Consider the following 25977-nt stretch of genomic DNA (forward strand, 5'->3'; position numbering starts at 1 on the left):
TTCCTTTACCGACAGCGACCCGAATTTGGCCGATCCCCGAGGGGCTGAATACGGTCTAAATTCCATACTTTTTTGTGAAGATGCGTCAGTGAATAGATCCGGTGCGACAAGCTTGAAACTATAAGTAGCTGTAATTGCAATATAATTACCCTTCATAACCTCGCGAATTACGTGAGTATTTGCGTTGGTTATGCCCCCCATTCAAAGGAAAAATTTCCAATAACCCGCGCCCTCCGCACCTGTTGAGACAGCGGAAAGACGGCCAGCCGGTTCGACCTCCGCCTGAAATTAACTCAAGCAGGGAGACACCCGATGCTATCCGAATTTCTCGCAAGTTTACGCTCCAGATTGCTGACGACATCGTCACTGGCGCAGGAAACCGTTCGCGATGGACAAACACTGTCCAACGGTTTTTTTCAAAACACCGTGGTCGACAACACACCGGCCTTTGTGCTGGATAATGACTTTGCTCGCCTTCTGAACTTTGGCCAGATCACCACCAACAACGCGGTGGCGGCCGTTTCGGTCGAAGGTGAAAACGCGCAGGTGTTCAACTTCCGCTCGGGCAGCATCGAGGCGAACTCGGGCCCCGACGCGCTGGCCACCGGCATTCAGGTGACCGGCAGCGCCGATATCCGCAACTTTGGTGAGATCGCGGGTGAGTTCAATGGCATTCAGTTTGCGGGCGCAGGCAGCTCGGGCACGCTGGACAACTTCCGGGGCGGCGTCATTTCGTCTGACAGCCGAGCGGTGGATATTCAGGGCGAAGGTGTCAGCGTTCGCAACTTTGGTGACATCGTCGGCACCGGCGATCAGCGCAACGGCACGATCTACACCAACTCGACCGCCGAAGATGTCAGCATCTCGAACTTCTCGGGCGGCACCATCGACGCAGGCGAAGGCAACAACGGAGCCGGTATTTCGCTTCAGGTCGGGGATGAGGTCGGCGACCGGGTATCCAACACCCTGTTCAACGGCTTCGGCGCGACCATTCAGGGCCGCGGGCAAGAGGCCTCGAACACGCCGGGTGCCGGTGACGGCATCCGCATCAACAACGGGGCCGAGGGTACGATCTCAGAAACCGATATCGTCAACAGCGGGTTGATTTCATCCGAAAGCGATCAGGGCACGGCGGGCGGTATCCGCATCGCCGACGGTGCAGCGGCTGAGGGCCGTATCCTGAACACCTCGACCGGTGTGATCGAAGGGGTGCGCAATGGTCTGTATATCGGTGAGGCCGAGCATGATCTGGATGTGCTGAACTTTGGCACCATCCAGTCCGACAGCCGCGCGGTGAATATCGACGGAACCGGCGTGAACCTCGTCAACGGGGGCGACATTCTGGGCACTGGTGATCAGCGCAATGGCACGGTATATGCCGACGGCACGGCGGATGACTTCTCGGTCAGCAATCTGGCCAATGGCCTGATCGACGCGGGCGAGCACAATCAGGGCTCGGGTTTCGGCGTTGAAATCGGTGGAGCCGAGGACGGTGCGAACACCTTCACGCTGGACAATGACGGCATCATTCAGGGTCGCGGCAACGCGGGCGCTGCGCTGGGTCTGGCTGGTGACGGCGTGCGCATCGGCAACGTGGGCAACTCGGGCACAACCGATGCCACGATCACCAACACGGGTACCATTTCGTCTGAAGGGGCCAATGGCACGGTTGCCGGTCTGCGTGTCGTCAACGGTGTGAACTTCCAGGGAACGCTGACCAATGCGGGCCTGATCGAGGGCATTCAGAACGGTGTCTATTTCGGAACCGGTGACCACTCGGGCGGGTCGTTCCTGAACACCGGCACCATTCTCTCGGACAGCCGCGCGCTGAACATCGATGGTGACGGTCTGGAGGTGCGCAACGAAGGCGACATTCTGGGCACCGGCAATCAGCGCAACGGCACGGTTTATGCCGACGGCACTGCCGACAACTATACCTTCACCAACACCGGTCTGGTGGATGCGGGCGAAGGGTTCAATGGCTCGGCTGTCTCGCTGCAAACCGGTGATGTGGACGGAGATGTGGTTTCGGCTGCGATCTTCAACGAAGGCACCTTTCAGGGCCAAGGCGATGCAACCGAAGGCAATCAGGTTGGCGACGGCCTGCGCCTGTTCAGCAATGTCGAAGACGCCAGCTTTGCCGGTCTGGTCCAGAACAGCGGTGTGATCGCCGGGTCGGAAGACAGCGATGCCGCAGCGGGTATCCGCATCGATGGTGGTCTGAACCTGCTGGGTGCCATCATCAACGAAGGTGAAATCTCGGGTCAGGTCAACGCGATTGACGCGACCGAGGCAGGCTCAGTGACATTCGTTAACGATGACGAAGGTGTGGTAAATGGTAACGTGTTGCTGGGTGCCGGAGACGACATCGTTGTGGACCTCGGTCAGATCAACGGTGTCGTCAACGGCGGAGCCGGAGATGACGTTCTGATCACTGGCGACGGTGACAACGTGATCGTCGGTGGCCTTGGAAACGACTTCATCGAAGGTGGCGAAGGCTTTGACACCGCCGATTTCTCGGATCTGGATGTGGCGATCACCGTCAATCTGGACGCCAACGGCAACGGCACCGCAACCCGCGATACCGGGTTCAACGTCAGCGTCGTCAATCAGGCGGTGACCGCGCCCGGTCAGTTCGGGTCGGCCATTGCAGATGGTGCAGCATTTGTCGAACAGGCCGCTGCCGAGAACCTGTACTTCAACATCCACACAGCCGACTTTCCGGGTGGTGAAATTCGCGGTCAGTTGCTAGTCGACAGCGACGAAACCGTGGATGGCATTCGCACCATCACCCTGAGCGGTCCGCTGGATGCGGCGCAGGAACCCGGGCCCCTATCCGACAGCGATGCGACCGGTTTTGCGACGGCGGTTGTTGTTCAGAACCTGGAAACCGGTGAGGTCACCTATTCCAGTGAACTCAGCGTCACTGGCCTGAACGAAGCCGATCTGCTGACCCCGATCCCGGGTGTTGTCTCGGCCATCCACCTGCATAACGCACCTGCCGGTCAGAACGGCCCGGTGGTTCAGGACACGCTGGTTGATGCCGGTGCGACGCTGGACACTGACGCCACAGGCGGCACGGGTGTTGTCGGAGCGGACGTCATCGACAACCAGATCGAGACCGACATCCTCAGCTCGATCGAGCGGGTTGTGGGCTCGGGCGACAGCGACACCATCGACGTTTCGGGCTTCAACGGTGTGACCGTTGATCTGGACCTCAGCGGTCCTGCCCCGAACCCGGCTGGTAATGGGGATGAGGGTCCGCAGGACGGTGCCATCATCCAGAACGGCGTGATCGTTGCCGAAATCGACGACTTCGAGAACGTGATCGGCACCAGCGGCGATGACCTGCTGCTCGGCAACAACGAGTTCAACGTGCTCGACGGCGGTGCCGGTAACGATGCGATCCACTCGTTCGGTGGGGCCGACATCATCATCGGCGGCGAAGGCATCGACACCGCGCTGTTCACCGCGGGGCCGGGCGTTGTGCTGGACCTCGATGAGGACGGCAACGGTGTTGCGCAGGTCAACGCGCCGGATGGGGCCACGCTGGATCAGGTCTTCGGGTTCGAGAACATCAACGGCTCGAACAACGCAGGCAGCCCGAATGGCGGCAACGACATTCTGTCGGGCAACTCGGGGTCGAACACCCTGAACGGTCAGGCGGGTGACGATGTGCTGAACGGTGAGGGTGGCGATGACATCCTGGTCGGTGGCGCAGGCAACGACACCTTCGTCTTCGAGGGCGACTTCGGCAACGACGTCATTCAGGACTTCCAGGCTGGCTTCGACCAGCTGGCATTCGGCGACTTCGAAGGCCCGCTGAACGTCAGCCAGGATGGCGGCGACGTGGTTCTGTCCTTCTCCTCGGACAACTCGGTCCGGCTGGAAGGCGTCAATGCCAGCGACCTGACAGACGACGACTTCGTCGCCTGATCAAAAAGCCAAAGGGTGGCGGCGCAGGTCGCCACCCATTCACCCTGAAAAGAGATCACCGTCATGTTTCAGAAAAAATCATCCGTCAAAACAGCCTGGGCCTCACTGCGGGGCGGCTTTTTCGCAATCGGCTTTTTCAGCCTTGTTCTCAACCTTCTTATGCTTGCCGGTCCGCTTTACATGCTGCAGGTCTATGACCGCGTATTGACCAGCCAGAACATGGACACCCTGATCGCCCTGACCCTGCTGCTGGGGGGTGTGTTCATCGTCACCGGCCTGCTGGACCTGATGCGGGTGCGCATCCTGAACCGGCTGGGCGCGCGGTTCGAGCTGAAGATCGGCGCGCCGCTGCTGCAGGCCTCGATCCGTCGTCGGGTGCAGGGCAAATCGACGGCAACAGATAACCCGGCCGCAGACATCACCGGTCTGCGCGATTTCATCTCGGGTCCCACGCTGATCGCGTTTTTTGACGCGCCGTGGATCCCGATCTATCTGGCGGTGCTTTACATGCTGCACCCCTATCTCGGCGCGCTTGGCCTTGCCGGAGCGTTGACCCTTACAATTCTGGCCCTGATAAACAATTCGCGCTCGGCTGAGGTGATGCAGGACGCATCCCGCGCGCGCAGCAGGTCCGACGCTTTGTTCACCGCAAGTGAGCAAAATGCAGAGCTTGTCCACGCCATGGGGATGAATGGTGATCTCGCCCGTCGCTGGACAGCTCTGCAACAGGATGCCCATACGCTGAAGACCCGCGTGGCCGACCGCATCGCCAGTTTCTCGGTTCTGTCCAAGACGATCCGCATGGCGCTGCAGTCGGGTATGCTGGGTCTGGGCGCGGCGCTGGCCATCACCGGTCAGGCCACCGCGGGGGTGATGATCGCGGCCACCATCGTGCTGGCCCGCGCTCTGGCCCCGATTGATCAGCTGATCGGCCAATGGCGCGGTTTTCTGGCGGCGCGCGGATCCTACAAGAACTTGCGGGCTTTGGATGAGGCCTTCCCAGTGCAACCCAAACGCCTGGCGCTGCCGCGTCCGCAGTTTTCGATCAACACGGTAATCACGCAGGCGGGCCCGCCGCTGGCACGCAACGCAACCATCGGCGGGATCGAGTTTGCCCTGTCTGCCGGTGATGTGGTTGCCGTCATCGGCCATAGCGGCTCGGGCAAGACCACGCTGGCCAAGATGCTGGCCGGTATCTGGACGCCGCAGCGCGGGGCGATCCGTCTGGACGGCACGCCCATGGCCAAATGGGACCCGCAGGATCTGGGGCACATGATCGGTTACTTGCCGCAGGATGTGCAGCTGTTCGACGGCACCATCCGCGAAAACATCGCCCGCTTTTCGACCTCGGTCGACGACGCTAAGGTGTTCGAGGCCGCCGTCGCCGCCGATGTGCACGGCCTGATCAGCAACCTGCCCGATGGCTATGACACCCAGCTGGGCGATGGCTTCCACCTGTCCGGCGGTCAGCGTCAGCGTATCGCTCTGGCTCGTGCGCTTTACAAGGATCCCTTCATTCTGGTGCTGGATGAGCCGAACTCGGACCTCGACGCGCAAGGCGAGCTGGCCCTGCGCAATGCGATCCGGGGTGCCAGTGCGCGCGGGGCGATCACCTTTGTCATGACCCATCGCCCCAGCACGCTGGAGGCTGTGAACAAGGTCTTGACCCTTAGCAAAGGGGCGCAGACCGGCTTTGGCAAAAAGGAAGACATGCTGCGCCCCCGGCAGACCGGTCTGCCGCCGCAGAAGAACCCTCAGATCGCGGCGCGTGATGCACAGCCGCCCGCTCAGAAAGGAGCAGCCCAATGACACCTGCAGTTTACAACGCACCCGATCAGAGCGTTCTGCGTTTGGAGGATTTCAACCGAGTTGAACAGAAAGTCGCCGGTTCGGGCATCAAGGGTTTCGTGATACTCGGCCTGCTGATCGTGACCGGTTTTGTCGGAGGCTCGGTCTACTGGGCCGCCACCTCGAAGCTGGACGGGGCCGTCGTTGCCCCCGCTTCTTTCGTGGTCGAGGGCAATCGCAAGACGGTCGAGCATCTGGATGGCGGCATCGTGCGGAGCATACTGGTTGCAGACGGCGATCTGGTCGAGGCCGGGCAGACCCTGGTCGAACTCGACAGCACCGATCTGGACGTCAATCTGGACGTGATCAAAAGCCAGTTGGGCGAGTTGACCGTCCGCCGTGCCCGTCTTGTCGCGCAAATCCGCGAGCAAGATCGTTTCGAGCATGCGGATGTCGCCGGGATGATGCGTGTCGACATGGACAGAGGCGACTGGAACAATGCGTACCTGACGCAGAAGCTGCTATTCGACGCCGAAATCCGGACGCGCGCGGCAGAACAAAACCTACTGGATCAGCAGGTCGCCAACCTGCGGGACCAGATCAGCGGGCTGCAGGCCCAGCGGCAGGCCAATACGCGCCAGATGGATATCACCCGCGAGGAGCTGGGCAATCTCGAAACGTTGCAAGCCAAGGGGCTAGTCGCCGCCAACCGCGTCAACAGCCGCCGGGTCGAGATCGAACGTCTGATCGGCGTCGATGCGTCGCTCACCACGCAAGAGGCGCAGGCCCGCAACCAGATCAGCGAATTGCAACTGGCCAGCATCGGCCAGCGGACTCAGCGGGCCGAGGCGGTTTCGACCGAACTGGCACAGGTCGAGGCGCTGCTGGCCACGCTCGAGCCGCAATATGTCGGTGCCGCCGAACGGCGCAAGCGCGTTGCGGTCACGGCTCCGGTCAGCGGGCGGGTCGTAGGCCTGACGGTCTTCACCTCGGGCGGGGTCGTCCGGCCCGGCGAGCCCATTCTGGACATCGTACCTGCCGATCAGCCTCTGATCGTTGAGGCGCGGGTGAACACTGCCGATATCGAAAAGCTCTATGTCGGCCAGTCCACCCGCGTGCGCCTGTCCGCCTTCGACCAAGGCGAGGTGCCCGAGGCCACCGGCAAGATCACCGATATCTCAGCCGACAGTCTTGAGGACGACCGCACCGGGCAGCCCTATTATCTGGCACAGGTGAAGCTGGATCAAAGCCAGTCAGACCGCGTCGATACGCTGGAGCTGGTGCCCGGCATGCCTGCGGATCTGTTCGTGAACACTGGCGAGCGCACGGCGCTGAGCTATCTGGCGCAGCCCCTACGCGACCGGATCGCCCGCACGTTCATTGAATAGCGTTACGTGGCCGGAGCGCGGGCTTTATCAAACGCTCTCCGGCCGCATTTTCGGTACAAGCGGGCTGGTCGGGCTTGGCTTGACCATACGCGCAGAGATCGCGCAACGGGCACAAAGAACAGAGCGGCTCGGTCGGATGGCACAGCCTTTTGCCAAGCGGATGATGGCCATCAATATCCGCTCTGCCCCAGTCATCGGGCAGCAGCGGCACCAGCCCGTCATACGCCTCGACCGCATTGTCCCGCTGACGGATCAGACTAAGACGCCAAGGGGCCCCGGATGACCGAAGCAGTAGAAAAACCGTCTTTGAATGGTGATCAACCGATCCGTGCGATCATCCGGCATCAAAAGTAACTGCAGGACAGGCAGCACGCTCAACAAAGAACAGCAGGTGAACAATTGCGCAAACCCGAGGGGCCAGAACGTTCATGAGACCCCGACCCAAACGCCGTTCTTCGGGAAAATCGACACAGACCGCGACGAAAACCCGGTTCTGCGTGTATGATCGACCCTTATTTGCAGCAGCTATGGGGGTTTTGAGATGAGCGTGACTGAAAACGGCAGCAATGCCATGGGCAATCCACCTGACGCAAACAGGGCGGAAGCCGAGTGGAAACGGGGCGAACGCAGGATGTCGCTGTACTCGATGATCCTCTCGGCGGTGTCTGTCACGCTGTCCTTCGGCCTTGGCGTGTTTATCTACATCGTCGAGGAATGGGACGAGAAATTCGAACGCAGCGTCACCGAGGTGGACCGGGTCTACGATCCGAAATTCTCGGACGCGCTGACAACCGTACTCGAGGCGGTTTATAAGTTCTACGAAGACCCCGAGAACGCCTACCTCAGCGCGGACGAGCGCTACGTCAAGTTCTGGCGCGAGGCCGATGTCGATCGTGAGATGCTGGTTGTGCTGCCCAGAATTACAACGATTGCAAACTGCGTTGAGCGCGAACAATGCTATCCCGAAGAGGTGTACAACCGGTTTCCCGAAATCACTCTTCAGGCGATCTATTTCATGCGGGAGTTCCTTTGGCCTGATTTTGAGGCCGAAGTGGATGAAGGGTGGTCAATTGGTTCGACCGACTACATGTTTCTGGCCAATATGTGTGAATGGACCGTGTCCAAATACGGCGATTTCCCGCTATGGAGCGCGCATCATGAAGAGTTGCGTTCGCCAGACGATCCGGCCCCAAACCCGTGCTTCGAGCGGATAGAATTTATTGATTAGTCCTGGGTTTTATCGCAGAAATTCAGTCATGTGACACAAATCCGGTTTCGGGCTACGAATTTTATTACAGTCATTTCAGGGCAAAGAATGGATCAAGCAAAGACCGACGGCAGTACGACCCGCGATCCAGGGCAGCGCAAGGGCTATGCCGTGGGGACCCACAGAATTCGCCCCCCGGCCCAGACGGTGGCCGGTCTGATGCCGCTTCTGGCGCAGGCCGGGATCACGCGGGTTGCCAATATCACCGGTCTTGATCGCATCGGAATCCCGGTCGTTTCGGTCAGCCGCCCCAATGCCCGATCGCTGTCGGTCTCGCAGGGAAAGGGCCTTGATCTAGATGCCGCAAAAGCCTCGGGGATCATGGAGGCCATCGAAAGCCACCATGCCGAGAATATCGACCACCCCCTGCGCCTTGCGTCCGAGCGCGAGATGCAGGGGCAGTTTCAGGTTGTTTCGCCCTCAACCCTGCCGCAACTGCGGGACACGCGGCATGATCCGGAGAAGCAAGTGCTCTGGATCGAAGGCATGGACCTGTTCCGCCAAACCCCAGTCTGGATGCCTTTCGAGGTTGTGCACACCAATTACACCGTGCCGACCAAGGCGGCGACCGGATGCCTAGTGGCCTCATCCAACGGCCTCGCCTCGGGCAACAGCACGGCCGAGGCCATCATTCACGGCATCGCGGAAGTCGTCGAACGGGACGCGATGACGCTGTGGAACCAACTGTCAGATGCCGGGATCGCATCAACGCGTGTTGACCTGAACAGCGTTGAGAACCAGGCCTGTCGGGTTCTACTTGCCAAGCTGCACGACGCAAACTTCAAAGTCGCGGTCTGGGACATCACCAGCGATGTAGGGCTTCCGGCCTTTTACTGCCTGATCGTGGATGCTGAGCGCCGCAACGGGCATTCGGGTGCGGGCGCGGGATGCCATACCTCTGCCGATGTCGCAATGGCGCGCGCAATCACCGAGGCGGTTCAGGTGCGCTGCAACTACATTGCCGGGGCGCGCGACGATCTACTGCCTGACGAATACGGCCAGGACAGTCAGCAGGCCAAGCGGGACAGGGCCGAATGGCTGATAAGCCTGCCGACCAGAGCGCCACGCGATCTGGGCTCCGTTGCAAGCTGGCAGAACAACACGCTGGACGCGGACCTTGAGACCATGCTGGCCCAACTCTCGGGCGCCGGTTTGGACCGCGTCGCCTGCGTGGACCTAAGCAAACCCGAGTTCGGCCTGGGCGTGGTGCGTATCGTGATACCTGGGCTCGAAGGCCCCGATGACCACCCCGATTACACGCCGGGCCGCCGGTCGTTGGCCCAACGGGGGCAACCGGCATGACCGCCTGTGTGTTCTCTGGCCCCACCCTGTCCGCCAATGAGATCACAGCGGTGTCTGATGCCGAGGTGCTGCCCCCCGCCGCGATGGGCGACGTGATCGCGGCGGTCAAGCGTGGCTTCACCCGGATCGGCATCATCGACGGCTATTTCGAAGGCCAGCCCTCGGTCTGGCACAAAGAGGTCCTGTGGGCGATTGACCAGGGCGTCACCGTTTTCGGCGCGGCCAGTATCGGCGCGTTGCGCGCCGCCGAGCTGTATCAGTTCGGCATGATCGGCGTGGGTGAGATATTTTCGGCCTATGCCGAGGGCGAGTTGGAAGACGATGACGAGGTCGCCCTTGTTCACGGCCCAGCCGAACTTGGGTACCAGTCCTTGTCTGAACCGATGGTGAATATCCGGCTGACGCTCGCCAAAGCGGTCGAAGATGGTGTTCTGTCGCCCGAGGTCGGGAGGACGCTGACCGATGACTGCAAAGCCCTGCATTTTCCGAACCGTACCTGGGCAAACCTGCTGGACCGCGCCGCCCAAAACGGCCAAGCCGAGCGCCTGTCCACATGGCTGGCCGACAACAAGATCGACCAAAAGAAACGCGACGCATTCGAGATGTTGCGGGCGATGACACAGGCCGACGCGGTCAGCGAGCCCAATTGTCACATGCAATGGACCGTGATGTGGGACAAAGCGCTGCAATGGCGCGAAGAAACCCACACTGATCACACTGGCGTTCTGGATGAACTGCGCCTATCCCCGGACAGGTTCGCAAACATGCGCCGCCGGGCGCTGGCGCGGGTGCTGGCCTCGGACGGGACGACTGTCGGGTCCACGTCGGGCGGAGATATGTCCGCTATGCTCAGCAAACTGCGCCGGGAACAGGGGTTGTTTTCGCTATCCGCGCTGGAAAGCTGGATGGCGGTCAACGCGTTGACCTCGGACGGGCTGGAACGGCTGCTGGCCACCGACAGCGCACTGGATGCGGCAGAAGAGGCCGCAGGCACCGCGCTGGACGACGCGCTGATCGGCGAATTAAAACGCGCAGGCCAATTTGCGGCGTTGTCAAAGCGCGCTGAGGCAAAACGCGAGGTTTTGGCATCCGATCAATCGACGCACGCGAGCGCGCCCGGCCCCGCCATGCTGCTGGACTGGTTCATCCGTGAAACCCGCGCGGCGTTCGACCCGGAACAGCCTCAAATACTGGCAAAAGCACTGGCCCTGCCGGATGTTGAAACACTGCACCGACTGATCGCCGATGAATTTCTGTTTCGTAAATTGCGCAAAACCGGAGATACTGACGACAGCACATCCGCGCCAAAGGATTTTTAGCACGTGTTTTATTGAAGGGCTGAATTGAATGGATCACCATCCCGGCACGCGTTTCCTGCTGTTCCCGCAACTGCCCACCACGCAAGAGGGGCGGTTCGCCGAAACGGTCTGGGTGTCCTCGCCCGCGGGTTCCGTTGGGCCGGGCCCGGCGGATGACCGGCTCTACGCCGTTTATCCGATCGACAAGCAACTGCCCTATGGCTTCTACCCCGGCCCAAACGGGCTGCCGGATCATTACAAACCCCCATGGGACGGCCAATCACATTCACCCGCCCTGCCGGACGCGCAGGGGCATTTCGATCACATTGACTTTCAAACACGCGAATTCGAACAGGCCCATGCCTTTGGCAGCGTCCGCTTCGCGCTGGACATCTGGGAGGAGTATTTCGGTGGCCAAATCCCGTTTCACTTCCGCGCGGAATACGACCAGTTGGAAATCGTTCTCCTCAAGGGGCTCGACAATGCCTATGCCGGGTACGGCTCGATCGAGCTTGGGTCCTACACGCGCGAGAATGGCGACTTTATGGATTTCGCGCTTAGCTTCGATGTGATCGCGCATGAGCTTGGGCACCTGATCGTCTACAGCGCCGTGGGTATGCCCGACACCTCGGATATGGATGGCGAACAGTTCGGGTTCCACGAATCTGCGGCAGACATGGTGTCTCTGATCGCGCTGATGCATTTCGAATCCGCGCGCGACGATCTTTTGGAGAAGAGCAAAGGCAACCTCTACTCCTTCAACCAACTCAATCGCTTTGCCGAGGTTTCGGATTTCGAACAGCTACGCCTGGTGTCGAACGATTCCAACATGTGGCAGTTCGAGCAGGGCTGGACCAGCGAACATGACCTGTCCCAACCCTTGACGGCAGCGTTCTTCGACATTCTCGTCGATGTGTTTCACGAGGAATTGCTGGCAGCCGGTCTGATGGCCGAAGAGCTTGAAGATCTGTCGGACCGGCTTGAGGATGATCCCAACTATCACGAGATCTTGCAGCCGATGTTCGACGCCAGCTATGCCAAATCGCCCGAGGGGTTTGCCGAGGCTCTGGACCGCGCGCGGGACTATCTGGGACACGTGCTGGCCCTGACATGGGTACGCCTGCCTGGCGTCCCGACTTACGCGGATTTCCGGCACGTCATGACCGGGGCGGATGAAACGCTGACGGGGGGCCGTTTTGGCCGAATCATCGAAGTGAACATGGCCCGACGCGGAATCGGTATCGTTTCTGCTGGCCCAAGGCAGACGCCGCCCGACGAAGAAAGCCACGCCTTTTCCGACCGAACCTATGTCCCTGAAAATACATCATTTCGCCCACATAAATGCACACCCTACCGAACCCGTTACATGCTGGCGCGCGGTGGCTAAAGGGGCGAAAATGCAGGAAAAACCTTGTTTCTGAATCGAAACTGCCTCAGGCTGTCGCCACTGTTACCAAGGTTAACATTTTTTCAAATTGATAATGGGGGGTTATCACAATGACCGAGAGCTTACTTAGTCTTTCCAAAGTCGTCCTGTTCGGCCGGGTTGTTACCGACCTTGAGTTCAAGATAGCCGAGCAGCCTCTGGATGACGATCAACACCCTGACGATCTGGACGAAGAGGGCAAGCCGCCACTTCTGGGCGGGAACAGTTTTCTGGCCCAACAGTTGTTCCGCTATCACGGGCAGGACAAGCGGCTTGCGCGATTTGCGCGGATTTACTGCTACAGCTACGAGTCGCACCTTTATGAGCTTGCGCGTCCCCAGATTTTCCTGGTGCACGGTAAGGGCACGCTTGTCGAAGGCCCCGAAGGCGACGCAGCAACCCGTTTTGCACGCACCTCGGGCCCTGTGGACCGAACCGGTGTCGATGCCCGAGGCTGGACCTTCGCGGATGACATGAGAGCTTGGGCTTTCGACAAAGGCGACTATTCTATCCGCCTTGATCCAAGCGCGGGCCCGCTGGAAGACATTCTGCTCGCTGCGGAAGTAAACGATCCGGCCTCGGCCTATAGCGGCGGCAAGGCCTATAGCGGCGGCAAAGCGTATAGCGGTGGTAAGGCCTATAGCGGCGGCAAAGCGTATAGCGGCGGCAAAGCCTATAGCGGCGGCAAAGCTTATAGCGGCGGCAAGGCCTACGGCGGAAACAGCGACTGAACTTGATGACCAGCTAGATTTTTCAACTTCATAAACAGGTTGGATTTATTATGACAGATACTGACGTACCGACCCCTGATTCTGGCGCAACTGAAACAGCGTCGGAAGCGGAAAGCTCTCAGGATGTTAAGGTTTTTCAAAACATTGAAATGTTCCTCAGGCAGATTTCACGCAATCTGCAACCGGTGACAGTCAAACGGCGGCGGCCACCCAATCTGGAACGTCTGGTTTCCATAATCGACCCAAACGAACCCGACCCCCAGAAAATTGCAACCGTGCGGGACTACACAGTCAAAGGTGCCTTTCAAAGGGAGGACTCCACCACCACCGGAAAGATTCTGAGAAAAGACAACTCCGATTTCTCCGGGGCCACGGTCACTATTGATCCCAAACTGATTGACGACGGACAACTGATTGTCACGGTTGAGACGATTGGCAACATACAAGCGGTCAAAAGCGACACCGGCGCAACCGATAACAGCGAACTAAAGCTTGAGATCACGCAGACCGTTAACGGCAAGCCAGATTCAAAGAAAGCGGTTTTCTTCAAAATCTCGAACAGACCGCCCTTCTGACGGGCGCGGTCGGTTCTCTTTAGTCACCCTCACAGGTCGTGACTCAAAGTCATATAATGCTTCGTCTCGTCCGAATGGGTGATCTTAAACCCTTCGCGCGTGTAAAGACTGCGCGCAGGGTTTCCACGGATCAAATCCAGTCGAAGCGGTAGCGCACGCGTCCGGGCTTCGGCGATCACATTGCGCAGCAGACGGGTGCCGATGCCGCGGCGGTGATACTGTGCCAACAGGTGGAATTGATCCAGATGCATCGCGCCGTCTGCAATCGTGACCTGCAAATACCCGATATCCTTGCAATCCAGACGGGCGACGCTGATTTCCTCGGCGTCGAAATACCGGTCGAACGTCGCATCGACCCGTTTGGCATCCCACGCGCCCAACTCGGTCAGCAGCGGCTTCATGCAGGCCAGATACAACTGATGACAAAAGGCGCGGTCGGCCAAAGCGCCCGGGCGCAGATCAACGCAGGCCGCGCGGCTGTTGAGCGCCACCGAAAAGGGCTCGGCTTGAAAAGGTGTTTTCATTTCAGCCCCGCCAATTTCAGCCCGGCCATAAGACGTTCTCTGGGTTCGGGATTTTTGTCCGGCGGGACCTTGCTCCAGTGATCGAGTGAGAATTCGGGGTGACTGGCCAGCAATTCGCGGGCCGAGCGTATCGCAAGCTGGTTCTCGCCCATCAAGGCATAGCTTGCGGTCAGCATCCGATGTGCCTCGGTCCGGTCGCTCATTTGGCTGAGGATACGGATCGCCTCGGCATAGTCGGATTTGTCGAAATGAGCCTCGCCCAAATGCCACAGATACCAGTCCGGGTAATGAGGGTTCAGCGACATCGCCTTTTTGATCAGTTCAATAGCCCGGTCCGGATTGCCGCAGACGCAGACCGAATGCCCCATTTCCGCAAGCACATCGGCATCGTTCGGGTTCAATTTGATGGCGCGCTCGTAGGCTCCAAGTGACTGGTCGTATTCGCGCAGGTAGATCAGCGCACTACCCACGGCTGCGTGCCCTCTTGCATCGGTCTGGTCCAGCTTCACGGCGCGCTCCGCCTGAGCCAGCGCGTCCCGAAGGGCGGCGTCTGGCGGATCAATCCAATGAAAACGCCAAGCGTCGTTCAGAGTTCGGGAAATACCGACATAGCTGCGGGAAAAGGTAGGGTCGGCCTTGCGCGCCTGTTCGAACAGCCCGCGCGCATGCACGTTGTTCAGACGCGACGGTCGGCCATAGACCGACCGGCCACGCAACAACAGACCATAGGCCTGCAACTGATCCTCACCCGCACTGACCGAGCGGCGTATCTCGGCGCTTGTGACCTCCTGCGACAGGCGCGCGGCGATAAGCGAGGTCAGTTCCGTGCGGATCGAGAACACGTCTTCGATCACACCATCGAACCGCTCACCCCAAAGCGACTGGCCCGTGGTGGCGTCCAAAAGTTCGACATGCACCATGATCCGCCGGTCACTGCGCAACAGGCTGCCAGCGATCAGATAGGTGACGCCCAGGCTTTCGGCGATTTCGGATGTGGTCTGGGCGGACTGGTCGAACATAGACGAAGACCGATGCGCAATGACGTGCAGGTCGTGAAACCGCGTCAGGTTCGAGATGATATCCGCCGTGATGCCCGAACAGAGATGGATATTCGCGGTGTCACCTGATGTATTTTGAAGATCCAGTACGGCAACCGAGTTCGGCGAGGGCGGTGGTGAGTTTCTTTCCCATTCCCGCAACTGAATGCCTGAGGACGTGGCAGGAACGTCCAGCGCGACCTCGAAAACATTCACGAATTGCTTGAGGTTCTTCAGCTTCTTTTTACCCAGCGGGCGCAACCGAACATCCGAACTGTCGTTGATCTGCGCCTTCACATCTTCACTGATCAGAATACCGCCCGGCGGTGCCAGACTTTGCAGGCGCGCCGCGATGTTCAACTGATGGCCCAGCAAGCCATTTCGGGTCTGCAGAAGATCACCGAAACTCAAACCGATGCGAAAAGCAATCGGGGACTCTCCGCAGTTCCAGACGCTGTCATTGCTCATTTCCCGCTGAACAGACACCGCCAGATTCAAAGCGTCATCAGCGCTTTCGAAAAAGGCCAGCACACCGTCGCCGGCGATATGTTCGACCGACCCACCGTAATCCACAATCAGGGATGAGATCAGTTCGATCGCGCGCTGGGTGCGCCGGACGGCCCTGGCTTCGTCGCGTTCGATAATGGTCGTGTAACCGCAGATATCCGCGAACAACGCCGTTACCGTTTTTGTACCTTCACCAACCATATCGCCGTCTCGTCTCAAATTAAGACCGGGTTTTGCCGTCGGCCCAGACGCTAACATGTCTGACCGGGCTTGCGAACTATTTACTTTAGCGGATCGAGCCGACGTTACGCTAAGGTTCGAAACAGGGTTTTCTGCTTAATTTACAACCCCAAAGGTCAGCCGTCTAAGCATGTTCAGCGCAGTGCTGCTACGTCCAATAGCCGCCGTTCCCGCGTCATTTCGAACCTTTGTTCATCGCCAGCCAGTTCCACCCTAACATCCAGTTTTTCCGCACGTTCAAATCGATCAAAATAAGCAAACTCAATAGTGTCCAGCGCGCCGATATCCTGACATTGGATCACGTAGTCTGCCTGAAATTCCGAATGAGCCGAGGCTTCCGGATCACTCTGTTGGGTGGGTGATACCTCATCGCTGGCCACGCTGTCAGCGACCAAGGTCACATTCGCGGACATGGCAAAGCATCCGGCCTCGGCAGGGGCAAGGAACAGCTCAAGCGGTTTCGAAAGGTCCGAGATGGCAACTGCAACCGATGCGCGGTCGTCATCATTGGCGGCGGCATGTTCAAATCCAACGACATCAAATCCCGGAGCAACCAGCGACAATGCATATTCAGCCCCGGAAAAGGCGATATGAAGCGTGCCGGTCCCGTGTTGATGCTGGGGTTCCGTTTGCGTGGCCTGAACGGCATGCGCCGAAACGCACAGGGCCAAAGCAAGAAACACTTTCCTCATTAACCAGTCACCACAAAAGACGAATCATCGATATCAGTCTATGCCGATTCGGCAGTCATGCAACTTTACCCATCTGCCCGGTATCGGCGGAATTTGCCTAGCCAAATCTCGCGGGTCTGAGAACATCAGCATTTCCGACAATAAAACTCAGATTGACATAGGTGAGTAAATCACTCAGTTATCTGTCAAATCAAAATCCTGGGCTAAGCCCCCCATCCTGACAAGAAAGACCTGCGTTCCATGACCAAGCTCTTTACCGCCGCCAGTACGCTGACCTTGTGCATTGCCACCTCGGCCCTCGCCGCCGATGCCCCCGCGAAGTCCGATGTGCTTGAGACCTATGCCAATATCGCCGAAGCCAAGTTCGAAGACAGCCTGATCGCCGCCCAATCCCTGCAGGCCGCCGTCAACGCCCTGATCGCCGACCCGTCGGACGCCACTCTAAACGCCGCCCGTGCCGCTTGGATTGCGGCGCGCGTGCCCTATCAGCAGACCGAGGTTTACCGGTTCGGCAACGCCATCGTCGATGACTGGGAAGGCAAGGTGAACGCATGGCCGCTGGATGAAGGCCTGATCGACTATGTCGACGCGGCCTATGGCGGTGCGACCGACGAAAACGAATTTGCCGTTCTGAACGTTATTGCCAACCCCAGCTTTGAGCTATCGGGCAATACTATCGACGCCAGCGAAATCACCCCCGAACTGCTGAGCGACACCCTGCACGAGGCCGACGGGATCGAGGCCAATGTCGCCACAGGCTACCACGCCATCGAATTCCTGCTGTGGGGTCAGGACATGAACGGCCACGGTGCAGGCGCGGGCAACCGCCCGGCCAGCGACTATGCGTCGGGTGATGCCTGCACTGGCGGCAATTGCGACCGCCGCGCGCAGTATCTGAGCGCCGCGACCGATCTGCTGGTCAGCGATCTGGAATGGATGGCCGAACAGTGGAAACAAGGCGGCGCAGCCCGCGCGGCCCTGACCGAGAACGAGGATGCAGGGGTCAGCGCCATCCTGACCGGCATGGGCTCGCTTTCTTACGGCGAACAGGCCGGTGAGCGGATGCGCCTTGGCCTGATGCTGAATGACCCCGAAGAGGAACATGACTGCTTCTCGGACAACACCCATAACAGCCATTATTATGACGGGTTGGGCATCCAGAACGTGTACCTGGGCAGCTATACCCGCATCGACGGCACGCCTGTGTCCGGCGCATCGCTGGCTGATCTGGTCATCGCAACCGACCCCGCGCTGGACGCGGAAATGAAGGTCAAGCTGGCAAACACGATGCAGGCTCTGGGCCGTATCAAATCCACAGCTGAGGCCGGGTTTGCCTATGACCAGATGCTGGAACGTGGCAACGAGGGTGGTGAGTTGCTGATCATGGGCGGCGTCAACGGCCTGATTGACCAGACCAAGACCATCGAGCGGATTGTGACGGCACTGGAACTCGACCAGCTCGAATTCGAAGGCTCTGACAGCCTGGACAACCCGAACGCGGTCTTCCAGTAGGCTCTGACCCCCGGGGCCAGAGGCGTGCGCGACAACATGCCTCTGGCTTTACTAACCCTGAGAAGTTGCATCCCAAACCGCATCCGGGATAGATACCCTACAAAATAACTAAGAAAACAAAAACACCGGTCAAAACCATGATTGTCTGCCACTGCACACACATCTCGGACCACGAAATTCGCGCGGCGATCGACTGGATGCGGGCTGCGGATCCGCATGCGGTGATCACCCCCGGCAAGATATACCATGCCCTTGGAAAATCGGCGGATTGCGGCGGGTGCATGCCTCTTTTTCTAGACACAATGCGGTCTTCCGATAATCTGGAAGTCCCAATGCAACTCCGGGCCTTACGTGCCGGAGTAACACAGGAGAAGTCAGATGAAGGGCGATCCGAAGGTCATCGAATATCTCAACAAATCTCTGCGGCATGAACTGACTGCGGTCAGCCAGTACTGGCTGCACTACCGGCTGCAAGAGGATTGGGGCCTTGGCCATATGGCCAAGAAAAGCCGCGAGGAATCCATCGAAGAGATGGAGCACGCGGACAAGCTGATCGAACGTATCATCTTTCTGGAAGGCCATCCCAACCTGCAGAAACTGGACCCGCTGCGCATCGGCCAAACCCCCAAGGAAACACTGGAATGCGATCTGGCCGCCGAGATCGACGCCCGCGCGCTGTACAAGGAAGCCCGCGAGTATTGCCGCGAGGCGGGTGATTTCGTCTCGATGGGCCTGTTTGAACAGTTGATGTCCGATGAAGAGGACCATATCGACTTCCTCGAAACGCAGCTCGACCTGTATGAAAGGATTGGCGAAGCCAATTATGCGCAACTCAATGCATCGAAAATGGACGGGGAAGAATAGGTTCTTCGCCCTGACGGTGGCCGCGTTTGTGGCCACCCCCACCCTGTCAGCCGAGCTGCAGGACCTGCACCTGAACTCCCTTCCCCGCACCGAAGACGAACGCGCCCGCATCGCCGCTGTGACCGCGCCGCCGCAGGACTTCTATGCACCGCAACCGTTCGAAGAGCTATCCGCCGGGGCCGCAACCGTCCGCGTGCGCAATGATGCAGATGCATTCTCGCAGCCCTCGGGCAATCTGAGTTTCGAGCAGGAACTGGATTTCAAAGTCGGCAACGGGTTGTTCAAGAAAATCTGGGTCTCGTCCCCGTCCTCGACATTGGCCTCGGACGGGTTGGGCCCTTTGTACAACGCGCGGTCCTGCCAGAGGTGCCACATCAAGGACGGGCGCGGCCATACGCCAAACGGGCCGGGCGATAGCGCGGTTTCGATGTTTCTTAGGGTGTCCATTCCCGGCGGAGCCGAGGACGGGCACGCAGAAATCGCCGATTACATCGCCACCCTGCCCGAGCCAAACTATGGCGGCCAAATGCAGGATTTCGCGCTGGCCGGGCACCCGGCGGAATACCGGCTGGACATCACCTACGAAGAAATACCTGTCGCACTCTCCGACGGCGAAACCGCATCCCTGCGACGCCCGACTTACGAAGCGGCTGACCTGGGCTACGGGCCACTGCACCCGGACGCGATGCTCAGCCCGCGTGTTGCACCGCAGATGATCGGGCTTGGTCTGCTAGAGGCGATCCCGGTCGAGGATCTGCTGGCCCGAGCCGACCCCGATGATGCGGATGGCGATGGCATCTCGGGGCGGGCCAATATCGTATGGTCGCTTGAATACGGCGTGCCGATGATGGGCCGGTTCGGCCACAAGGCGGGTATGCCGACCATCATGGAGCAATCTTCGGCGGCTTTTGCCGGGGATATAGGCATCTCCAGCCCGCTCTACCCGGCACCGCATGGGGATTGCACCGATGCGCAGGCCAATTGCCTGCAAGCCCCCCATGGGGACAACGACGTGCGCGCGTTCGAGATCGATCAGACCGGCATGGACCTTGTCGCCTTTTACAGCCGCAATCTGGGCGTCCCCGGTCGCCGCGATATAGACGACCCGCAGGTGCTGCGGGGCAAAGAAGTCTTTCACACAACCGGCTGCGCCGCGTGTCACACGCCCTCCCATGTCACCCACCGCATGGAGGATCGGCCCGAGCACAGTTTCCAACTGATCTGGCCCTATACCGATCTGCTGCTGCATGACATGGGTGAGGGTCTGGCCGACAACCGCCCCGAGGCCCGCGCAACCGGCCAGGAATGGCGCACGCCGCCGCTCTGGGGTGTTGGCCTGACCGAACGCGTCTCGGGGCACACCCAGTTTCTGCATGACGGTCGGGCGCGCACTCTGCTCGAAGCGATCCTGTGGCACGGGGGTGAGGCCCAGCCTGCCCGTGATACGGCCGTCTCCATGCCCAAAGCCGACCGGGATGCCCTGATCCGATTTCTGGAAAGCCTGTAAACTATGCGTCTGTCCACTCTTTTCGTTGCACTATTCCTGCCATTGGCCACACAGGCACAGGATCGCACGACTGTTCTTGCGGATGTGACCGGGGCCCATATCCTGCCCCGCTTCGACGATCTGGCGCAGGCGACCGAAACCCTGGTGACAGCGGCTCAGGCCGATTGCACGGCCGGGTCTGGCACCCTCCGCACCGCTTATGGCACCGCCTTTGACGCCTGGATTTCCTCCAGCCATCTCAGGTTCGGCCCGACCGAAGCCGAGGACCGCGCCTTTGCACTGGCCTTCTGGCCTGACACCAAGGGGTTCACGCCGAAAGCCCTGTCCCAACTTATCGCCGCCGAAGATACGGCGGTCGATGACCCCGAGGCGTTCGCCCAGACCTCCATCGCCGGGCGCGGGTTCTTTGCGCTGGAACGGATGCTGTTCGACCCGGCTTTTGCGGATCAGGGCGACGCCGATTATCGCTGCGCGCTGATCCAGGCCATTGCCACCGATATCGACCGCAACGCAGGTAACATCCACGTGGATTGGCAATCCTACGCGTCCACCCTAATGCAACCGGGCGAGGGCAGCCCCTATCGCACACAGGACGAGGCGATGCAGGAACTGTTCCGGGCCCTGTCCACTGGTCTTGAATTCACCGCCGAAACCCGGTTGGGCCGCCCGCTTGGAACGTTCGACCGGCCCCGCCCCAACCGGGCTGAGGCGCGGCGGTCCGAGCGGTCTCTGCGGCATGTGGAGTTATCCCTGATTGCGCTGCGCGATCTGGCCGAGCGGCTGTCCGTAGACCACCCAGAGATCGCAGCCGATCTGGATGCGGGGTTTGCCCGCGCCGTCGACAGCGCCCGGTCAATTGATGATCCTGCTTTGGCCGGGGTCGCCTCGCCCCAAAGTCGCTTTCGCATCGAAGCGCTGCAACAGGCGATCAACGATATCCGCGAGGTTACAGCAATCGAGCTGGGCCCGACCTTGGGGATCAGCGCGGGCTTCAACTCGCTGGACGGGGACTGACCCATGACAAGCCGCCGCAGCTTTCTGGCCGGTCTCGCAGCCTCATCCCTGACACCCTTGCGGGGCTGGGCCTCCGTCGGCGCGCCCGCGTTTCTGGCCGCCGCCCTGTTCCCCGATGGGACATATAGATTGGCGGGACTGGACCCGCATGGCGATATCCTGTTCACCCTCCCCTTACCCACGCGTGGACATGCCGCCGCCGCTCATCCGTTCCGGGCTCAAGCCATCGCCTTCGCCCGCCGCCCCGGCACTTATGCCGTCGTGATCGACTGCGCCGACGGCACGGAACTGGCCCGCCTTCAGGCCCCCGCCGGGCGGCATTTCTATGGCCACGGCACGTTCTCGGCGGACGGGTCCCGGTTCTACGCAACGGAAAACGACTATGAAGCCGGGCAAGGCCTGATCAGCATCTGGGACGCGAACAGTTTCGAACGTCTGGGCGAGTTTTCCTCCGGCGGCATCGGTCCCCATGACATCCGCCTGATGCCCGATGGCCAGACGCTGGTGATCGCCAATGGCGGGATCGAGACCCACCCCGACAGCGGCCGCACCAAACTGAACCTGCCAACGATGCGCCCAAACCTCAGCTATGTCGATCTGTCAGGCACTGTGCTGGAACAGGTGGAACTGCCACGCTCGCTGGACAAGAACTCGATCCGCCATCTGGCGGTGCGCCCCGACGGGCTGGTTGGGTTCGCAATGCAATGGCAGGGCAGTGCCGTAGAACACCCGCCGCTTCTGGGACTGCATCGTCGCGGCGAAAGCCCGGTCTTGCTGGCCGCGCCCGAAGCGGACCAGAGCGGGCTGCAGGGTTACGCCGGCAGCATCGCGTTTTCCCAAGATGGCGAAACAATCGCCATCACCTGCCCACGCGGCAATGCGTTGCACGCGTTCGATGTGGCCAGCCACGCATTCCAAACGGCGCACGCGTTGCAGGATGTCTGCGGCCTCGGTTCCGGGTCAAACGGGTTGGTCTTCACCACGGGAACCGGCCTGTTTGGCACCGTGACGAACACGCGCTCCGCGATCCACACCCACGCAAAGTGCCAGTGGGACAACCACCTGATCCCGATCCGCCAGCCTGCGTAAAACTCGGATTTCACTGTCACATAGTTTACACTTGGAAGAATCAAACTGCTGCCGTATTGGCGGGCGCGAAACCGGCACCCCTTGGTTAAGGACTGACTTGATTGAAACAGACGCCCGACGCACCGCATTCCATCTACGGGGTTGAGAAATGGGGCAAAGGCCTCATCGAGGTGACGGAGCAGGGCGAGATCGGTCTGCGCAATCCACTGTCTCCGGACACAGCGGCGATCAGCCTGCCCGGTATCCTCAGCGATCTGGATGACCGTGGGATCAAGGCGCCGATGTTGCTGCGCGTCAGTTCGTATCTGGAACATGAGATCGCGCATCTGAACGAGAGCTTTGCCGACGCCATCGCGCGGGTGGGCTACAAAGGCCCCTATCGCGGTGTGTTTCCGATCAAGGTGAACCAGCAGGCGCAGGTGGTCGACCGCATCGTCGAGTTCGGCAAGAAATACAATTATGGCCTCGAGGCCGGATCAAAGCCCGAACTGGTCGTGGCTCTGGCCCACCGGCTGGCCCCTGAGGCTCTGATCGTCTGCAACGGCGTCAAGGATGCCGAGTTCATCCAACTGGCGATCCTGTCCCGCAAGATCGGGTTCAATACCGTCATCGTTCTGGAAAGCCCGAAAGAGGCGGATACGGTGATCGAGGTCTACAAGGAACTCGACATCGAACCTCTGATCGGCGTGCGAGTGAAACTGACCAACCAGATCAGCGGTAAGTGGGAAGAAAGCTCGGGCGACCGCTCCGCCTTTGGCATGAACACCGATCAGTTGGTCGCCACCGTGGACAAGTTGCGCGAGGCGGGTCTGTTGCATTGCCTCAAGCTGCAGCACTCGCATCTGGGCAGCCAGGTGCAGGACGTGAACGACGTCCGCCGCGCCGTTGGTGAGGCCTGCCGCTACTACACCGAACTCACGCGTGAAGGCGTGCCGCTGACCCATCTTGACCTCGGCGGCGGTATGGGCGTGGACTATACGGGTGAAAAGAAGGCGGCTGAAAATTCGATCAACTACACGGTCGAAGAATACTGCGCCAACGTCGTGGAAACTGTCGCCTATGCCATGGACGAGGCCGAGATTGCGCACCCAACATTGGTCACCGAAAGCGGCCGCGCCGTAGTGGCGACCTCATCCATGCTGGTGTTCAACGTGCTGGAAACCACGCTCTACGATGCGCCCACCGCGCCGGATGTGGAACCTGACGACAACCATCTGGTCTCGGACCTCGCCGCCGTACACGGCTACCTTAGCAAAGACCGCCTGCAGGAATGCTGGAACGACGCCACCTTCTATCGCAACGAACTCCGCGCCTTGTTCCGCCGCGGCTATGTCGATTTGCGCCAGATGGCCCGCGCCGAGCGCATCTACCTGTCGCTGATGGCCCGCCTGAAGGCGCTGGCGGCCAGTGACGATCTTGACACGGATGTGGACGATCAGCTTGAGAAAGTGGCCGATATCTACCACTGCAATTTCTCGTTGTTCCAGTCGCTACCGGATGTCTGGGCCATCGACCAGCTTCACCCGATCGTTCCCCTGCAGGGCCTGAACACCGCGCCTGACCGACGCGCGGTTCTGTCTGACATCACCTGCGACAGCGACGGCAAGATCGACCGGTTCATCCTAGCCGACGGCGTCTCGCCCAGTCTGCCGGTACATTCCCTGCCCGAGGATGACGAGTATTTCATGGGCGTCTTCTTCGTCGGCGCCTATCAGGAAACGCTGGGCGATCTGCACAACCTGTTTGGCGATACCAACGTCGTCACCATCGACCTGCGCGCCGATGGCGGATTCGACCTGCTCCATGAACAAGAGGGCGACACGATCAGTCAGGTCCTGTCTTACGTTGAATTCGACCCCCAAGACTGCGTCGCCGCCTTCCGCAAAATGGTGGACGAGGCGATCTCGACCGGTACTCTGCAAGCCAAGGACCGCAAAACCCTGATGAGCGCCTATCGCGACAGCATCAACGGCTACACCTATTACGAATAAGAAGGAGACAGACCATGGGCAAAACACTGGTTGTCGGCGCAGGCGGCGTATCCCACGCAGCCGTGCACAAGATGGCGATGAACTCGGACATCTTCACCGAGATCACCCTGGCCAGCCGCACGAAATCGAAATGTGACGCCATCGCTGCGGCCGTCAAGGACCGCGTCGGCGTGGACATCAAGACCGCCGAACTGGACGCCTACAAGGTCGAAGACACGGTCAAGCTGATCAAGGAAACCGGGGCCGAGATCCTCGTGAACCTCGCCCTGCCCTATCAGGACCTCGTTTTGATGGACGCATGCCTTGAGGCTGGCATCCACTATCTCGACACCGCGAATTATGAGCCCGAGGACGAAGCCAAGTTCGAATACCACTGGCAATGGGCCTATCAGGAACGGTTCAAGGCGGCGGGCCTGACCGCCATCCTCGGCTCGGGCTTCGATCCGGGCGTGACCTCCGTCTTCGCCAAATGGCTGAAGAAACACAAGCTGGACACCATCCGACAGATAGACGTGCTGGACGCCAATGGGGGCCAGAACGATCAGGAATTCGCCACCAACTTCAACCCGGAAATCAACCTGCGCGAAGTTCTGGCCGAAGTGCGGCACTGGGAAAACGGCGCGTGGCAGCACAGCCCGGCCATGACACACAAGGTCGAGTTCGACTTCCCCGCCATCGGGCCCAAGAATATGTACCTGATGTATCACGAGGAACTGGAGAGCCTAAGCACCCACTTCCCCGAGATCGAGCGCGCCCGCTTCTGGATGACCTTCGGCGACGCCTATATCACGCACGCCAAAGTGCTGGAAAATGTCGGCATGACCCGCATCGACCCGGTGATGCATGACGGCAAAGAGATCATCCCGATCCAGTTCCTGAAGACCCTGCTGCCCGACCCCGGCGATCTGGGCGCGGAAACCAAGGGCAAGGCCTGCATCGGCGACATCGCCACAGGTCAGGCCAAGGACGGCTCGGGCGAGAAAACCTACTACATCTACAACATCTGCGACCACGAAGAATGCTACGCCGAGGTCGGCTCTCAGGCCGTCAGCTACACTACCGGCGTCCCCGCCATGATCGGCGCGGCGCAGGTGCTTAAAGGCAACTGGACTCAGCCCGGCGTGTGGAACATGGAACAGCTCGACCCGGACGATTTCATGGACATGCTGAACACCCATGGCCTGCCATGGCAGGTCCACGAACTCGACGGCCCCGTAGAATTCTAGATCCAGAACTGCATCTGGCCAAAGGTATCCCGGGGGGTCCGGGGGGGAGTACACATCGGAAGA

Annotated in this window: 21 protein-coding genes; 18 read left to right on the top strand and 3 right to left on the bottom strand. The window is 60.0% G+C overall.

What is annotated here, in order from left to right; translation table 11 throughout:
* Positions 1-312: 312 nt before the first annotated feature.
* The 10 genes from ACR0NJ_RS18880 to ACR0NJ_RS18925 all read left to right on the top strand — a co-directional run bounded on the left by ACR0NJ_RS18880 (position 313) and on the right by ACR0NJ_RS18925 (position 13711).
* The gene (locus ACR0NJ_RS18880; RefSeq protein ID WP_480818644.1) at positions 313-3936 is read left to right on the top strand and encodes a beta strand repeat-containing protein; all 3624 of its coding nucleotides are present in this window, start codon (positions 313-315) and stop codon (positions 3934-3936) included.
* A 63-nt stretch (positions 3937-3999) separates the two neighbouring features.
* Positions 4000-5745 (top strand): type I secretion system permease/ATPase, encoded by a 1746-nt coding sequence (locus tag ACR0NJ_RS18885; protein WP_480818645.1) that lies wholly within the window; start codon positions 4000-4002, stop codon positions 5743-5745.
* Complete coding sequence (locus tag ACR0NJ_RS18890; RefSeq protein ID WP_480818646.1) at positions 5742-7112, top strand: HlyD family type I secretion periplasmic adaptor subunit; 1371 nt, start codon at positions 5742-5744, stop codon at positions 7110-7112. Before ACR0NJ_RS18885 ends, ACR0NJ_RS18890 begins: the two co-directional genes overlap by 4 nt.
* A gap of 136 nt (positions 7113-7248) precedes the next feature.
* Positions 7249-7395 carry a hypothetical protein gene (locus tag ACR0NJ_RS18895; RefSeq protein WP_480818647.1) on the top strand — a complete coding sequence of 49 codons (147 nt, stop codon included), beginning with the start codon at positions 7249-7251 and terminating at the stop codon, positions 7393-7395.
* Between the two features lie 258 nt (positions 7396-7653).
* Positions 7654-8340 carry a hypothetical protein gene (locus ACR0NJ_RS18900; protein WP_480818648.1) on the top strand — a complete coding sequence of 229 codons (687 nt, stop codon included), beginning with the start codon at positions 7654-7656 and terminating at the stop codon, positions 8338-8340.
* 87 nt (positions 8341-8427) lie between these two features.
* Positions 8428-9681 (top strand): YcaO-like family protein, encoded by a 1254-nt coding sequence (locus ACR0NJ_RS18905; RefSeq protein WP_480818649.1) that lies wholly within the window; start codon positions 8428-8430, stop codon positions 9679-9681.
* Positions 9678-11000 (top strand): TfuA-like protein, encoded by a 1323-nt coding sequence (locus ACR0NJ_RS18910; protein ID WP_480818650.1) that lies wholly within the window; start codon positions 9678-9680, stop codon positions 10998-11000. Before ACR0NJ_RS18905 ends, ACR0NJ_RS18910 begins: the two co-directional genes overlap by 4 nt.
* 28 nt (positions 11001-11028) lie before the next feature.
* Positions 11029-12366 carry a gluzincin family metallopeptidase gene (locus ACR0NJ_RS18915; protein WP_480818651.1) on the top strand — a complete coding sequence of 446 codons (1338 nt, stop codon included), beginning with the start codon at positions 11029-11031 and terminating at the stop codon, positions 12364-12366.
* Positions 12367-12476: 110 nt separating this feature from the next.
* Positions 12477-13136 (top strand): hypothetical protein, encoded by a 660-nt coding sequence (locus tag ACR0NJ_RS18920; protein ID WP_480818652.1) that lies wholly within the window; start codon positions 12477-12479, stop codon positions 13134-13136.
* 50 nt (positions 13137-13186) lie between these two features.
* On the top strand, positions 13187-13711 hold the full coding sequence (locus ACR0NJ_RS18925) for a hypothetical protein (RefSeq protein ID WP_480818653.1): 525 nt from the start codon (positions 13187-13189) through the stop codon (positions 13709-13711).
* Between the two features lie 29 nt (positions 13712-13740).
* Here ACR0NJ_RS18925 and ACR0NJ_RS18930 read toward each other — a convergent pair whose 3' ends face one another.
* The 3 genes from ACR0NJ_RS18930 to ACR0NJ_RS18940 form a co-directional block, all read right to left on the bottom strand.
* The gene (locus ACR0NJ_RS18930) at positions 13741-14235 is read right to left on the bottom strand and encodes a GNAT family N-acetyltransferase (RefSeq protein WP_480818654.1); all 495 of its coding nucleotides are present in this window, start codon (positions 14233-14235) and stop codon (positions 13741-13743) included.
* A complete protein-coding gene (locus ACR0NJ_RS18935; RefSeq protein ID WP_480818655.1) occupies positions 14232-15980 on the bottom strand; it encodes a tetratricopeptide repeat protein in 1749 nt (582 codons plus the stop codon). Before ACR0NJ_RS18935 ends, ACR0NJ_RS18930 begins: the two co-directional genes overlap by 4 nt.
* A gap of 173 nt (positions 15981-16153) precedes the next feature.
* Positions 16154-16711, bottom strand: coding sequence for a ZrgA family zinc uptake protein (locus ACR0NJ_RS18940; RefSeq protein WP_480818656.1), 558 nt, complete (start codon positions 16709-16711; stop codon positions 16154-16156).
* Between the two features lie 240 nt (positions 16712-16951).
* Here ACR0NJ_RS18940 and ACR0NJ_RS18945 point away from each other — a divergent pair, with 240 nt between their 5' ends.
* The 8 genes from ACR0NJ_RS18945 (at position 16952) to ACR0NJ_RS18980 (ending at position 25914) form a co-directional block, all read left to right on the top strand.
* Positions 16952-18223: an imelysin family protein gene (locus ACR0NJ_RS18945; RefSeq protein ID WP_480818657.1), complete on the top strand. Its 1272-nt coding sequence runs from the start codon at positions 16952-16954 to the stop codon at positions 18221-18223.
* A gap of 137 nt (positions 18224-18360) precedes the next feature.
* Positions 18361-18654, top strand: coding sequence for a (2Fe-2S)-binding protein (locus tag ACR0NJ_RS18950; RefSeq protein ID WP_480818658.1), 294 nt, complete (start codon positions 18361-18363; stop codon positions 18652-18654).
* Positions 18602-19087, top strand: a complete 486-nt coding sequence (gene bfr, locus ACR0NJ_RS18955) for a bacterioferritin (RefSeq protein ID WP_480818659.1) — start codon at positions 18602-18604, stop codon at positions 19085-19087. Before ACR0NJ_RS18950 ends, bfr begins: the two co-directional genes overlap by 53 nt.
* Positions 19059-20594 (top strand): di-heme oxidoreductase family protein, encoded by a 1536-nt coding sequence (locus tag ACR0NJ_RS18960; RefSeq protein WP_480818660.1) that lies wholly within the window; start codon positions 19059-19061, stop codon positions 20592-20594. Before bfr ends, ACR0NJ_RS18960 begins: the two co-directional genes overlap by 29 nt.
* A gap of 3 nt (positions 20595-20597) precedes the next feature.
* Positions 20598-21608, top strand: a complete 1011-nt coding sequence (locus tag ACR0NJ_RS18965) for an imelysin family protein (protein WP_480818661.1) — start codon at positions 20598-20600, stop codon at positions 21606-21608.
* A 3-nt stretch (positions 21609-21611) separates the two neighbouring features.
* A complete protein-coding gene (locus ACR0NJ_RS18970; protein ID WP_480818662.1) occupies positions 21612-22697 on the top strand; it encodes a DUF1513 domain-containing protein in 1086 nt (361 codons plus the stop codon).
* A gap of 101 nt (positions 22698-22798) precedes the next feature.
* Positions 22799-24688, top strand: a complete 1890-nt coding sequence (gene speA / locus ACR0NJ_RS18975) for a biosynthetic arginine decarboxylase (RefSeq protein WP_480818663.1) — start codon at positions 22799-22801, stop codon at positions 24686-24688.
* A gap of 14 nt (positions 24689-24702) precedes the next feature.
* The gene (locus ACR0NJ_RS18980) at positions 24703-25914 is read left to right on the top strand and encodes a saccharopine dehydrogenase family protein (protein WP_480818664.1); all 1212 of its coding nucleotides are present in this window, start codon (positions 24703-24705) and stop codon (positions 25912-25914) included.
* The last annotated feature ends 63 nt before the right edge of the window (positions 25915-25977 follow it).

It is taken from the genome of Ruegeria sp. F11, assembly GCF_056533855.1.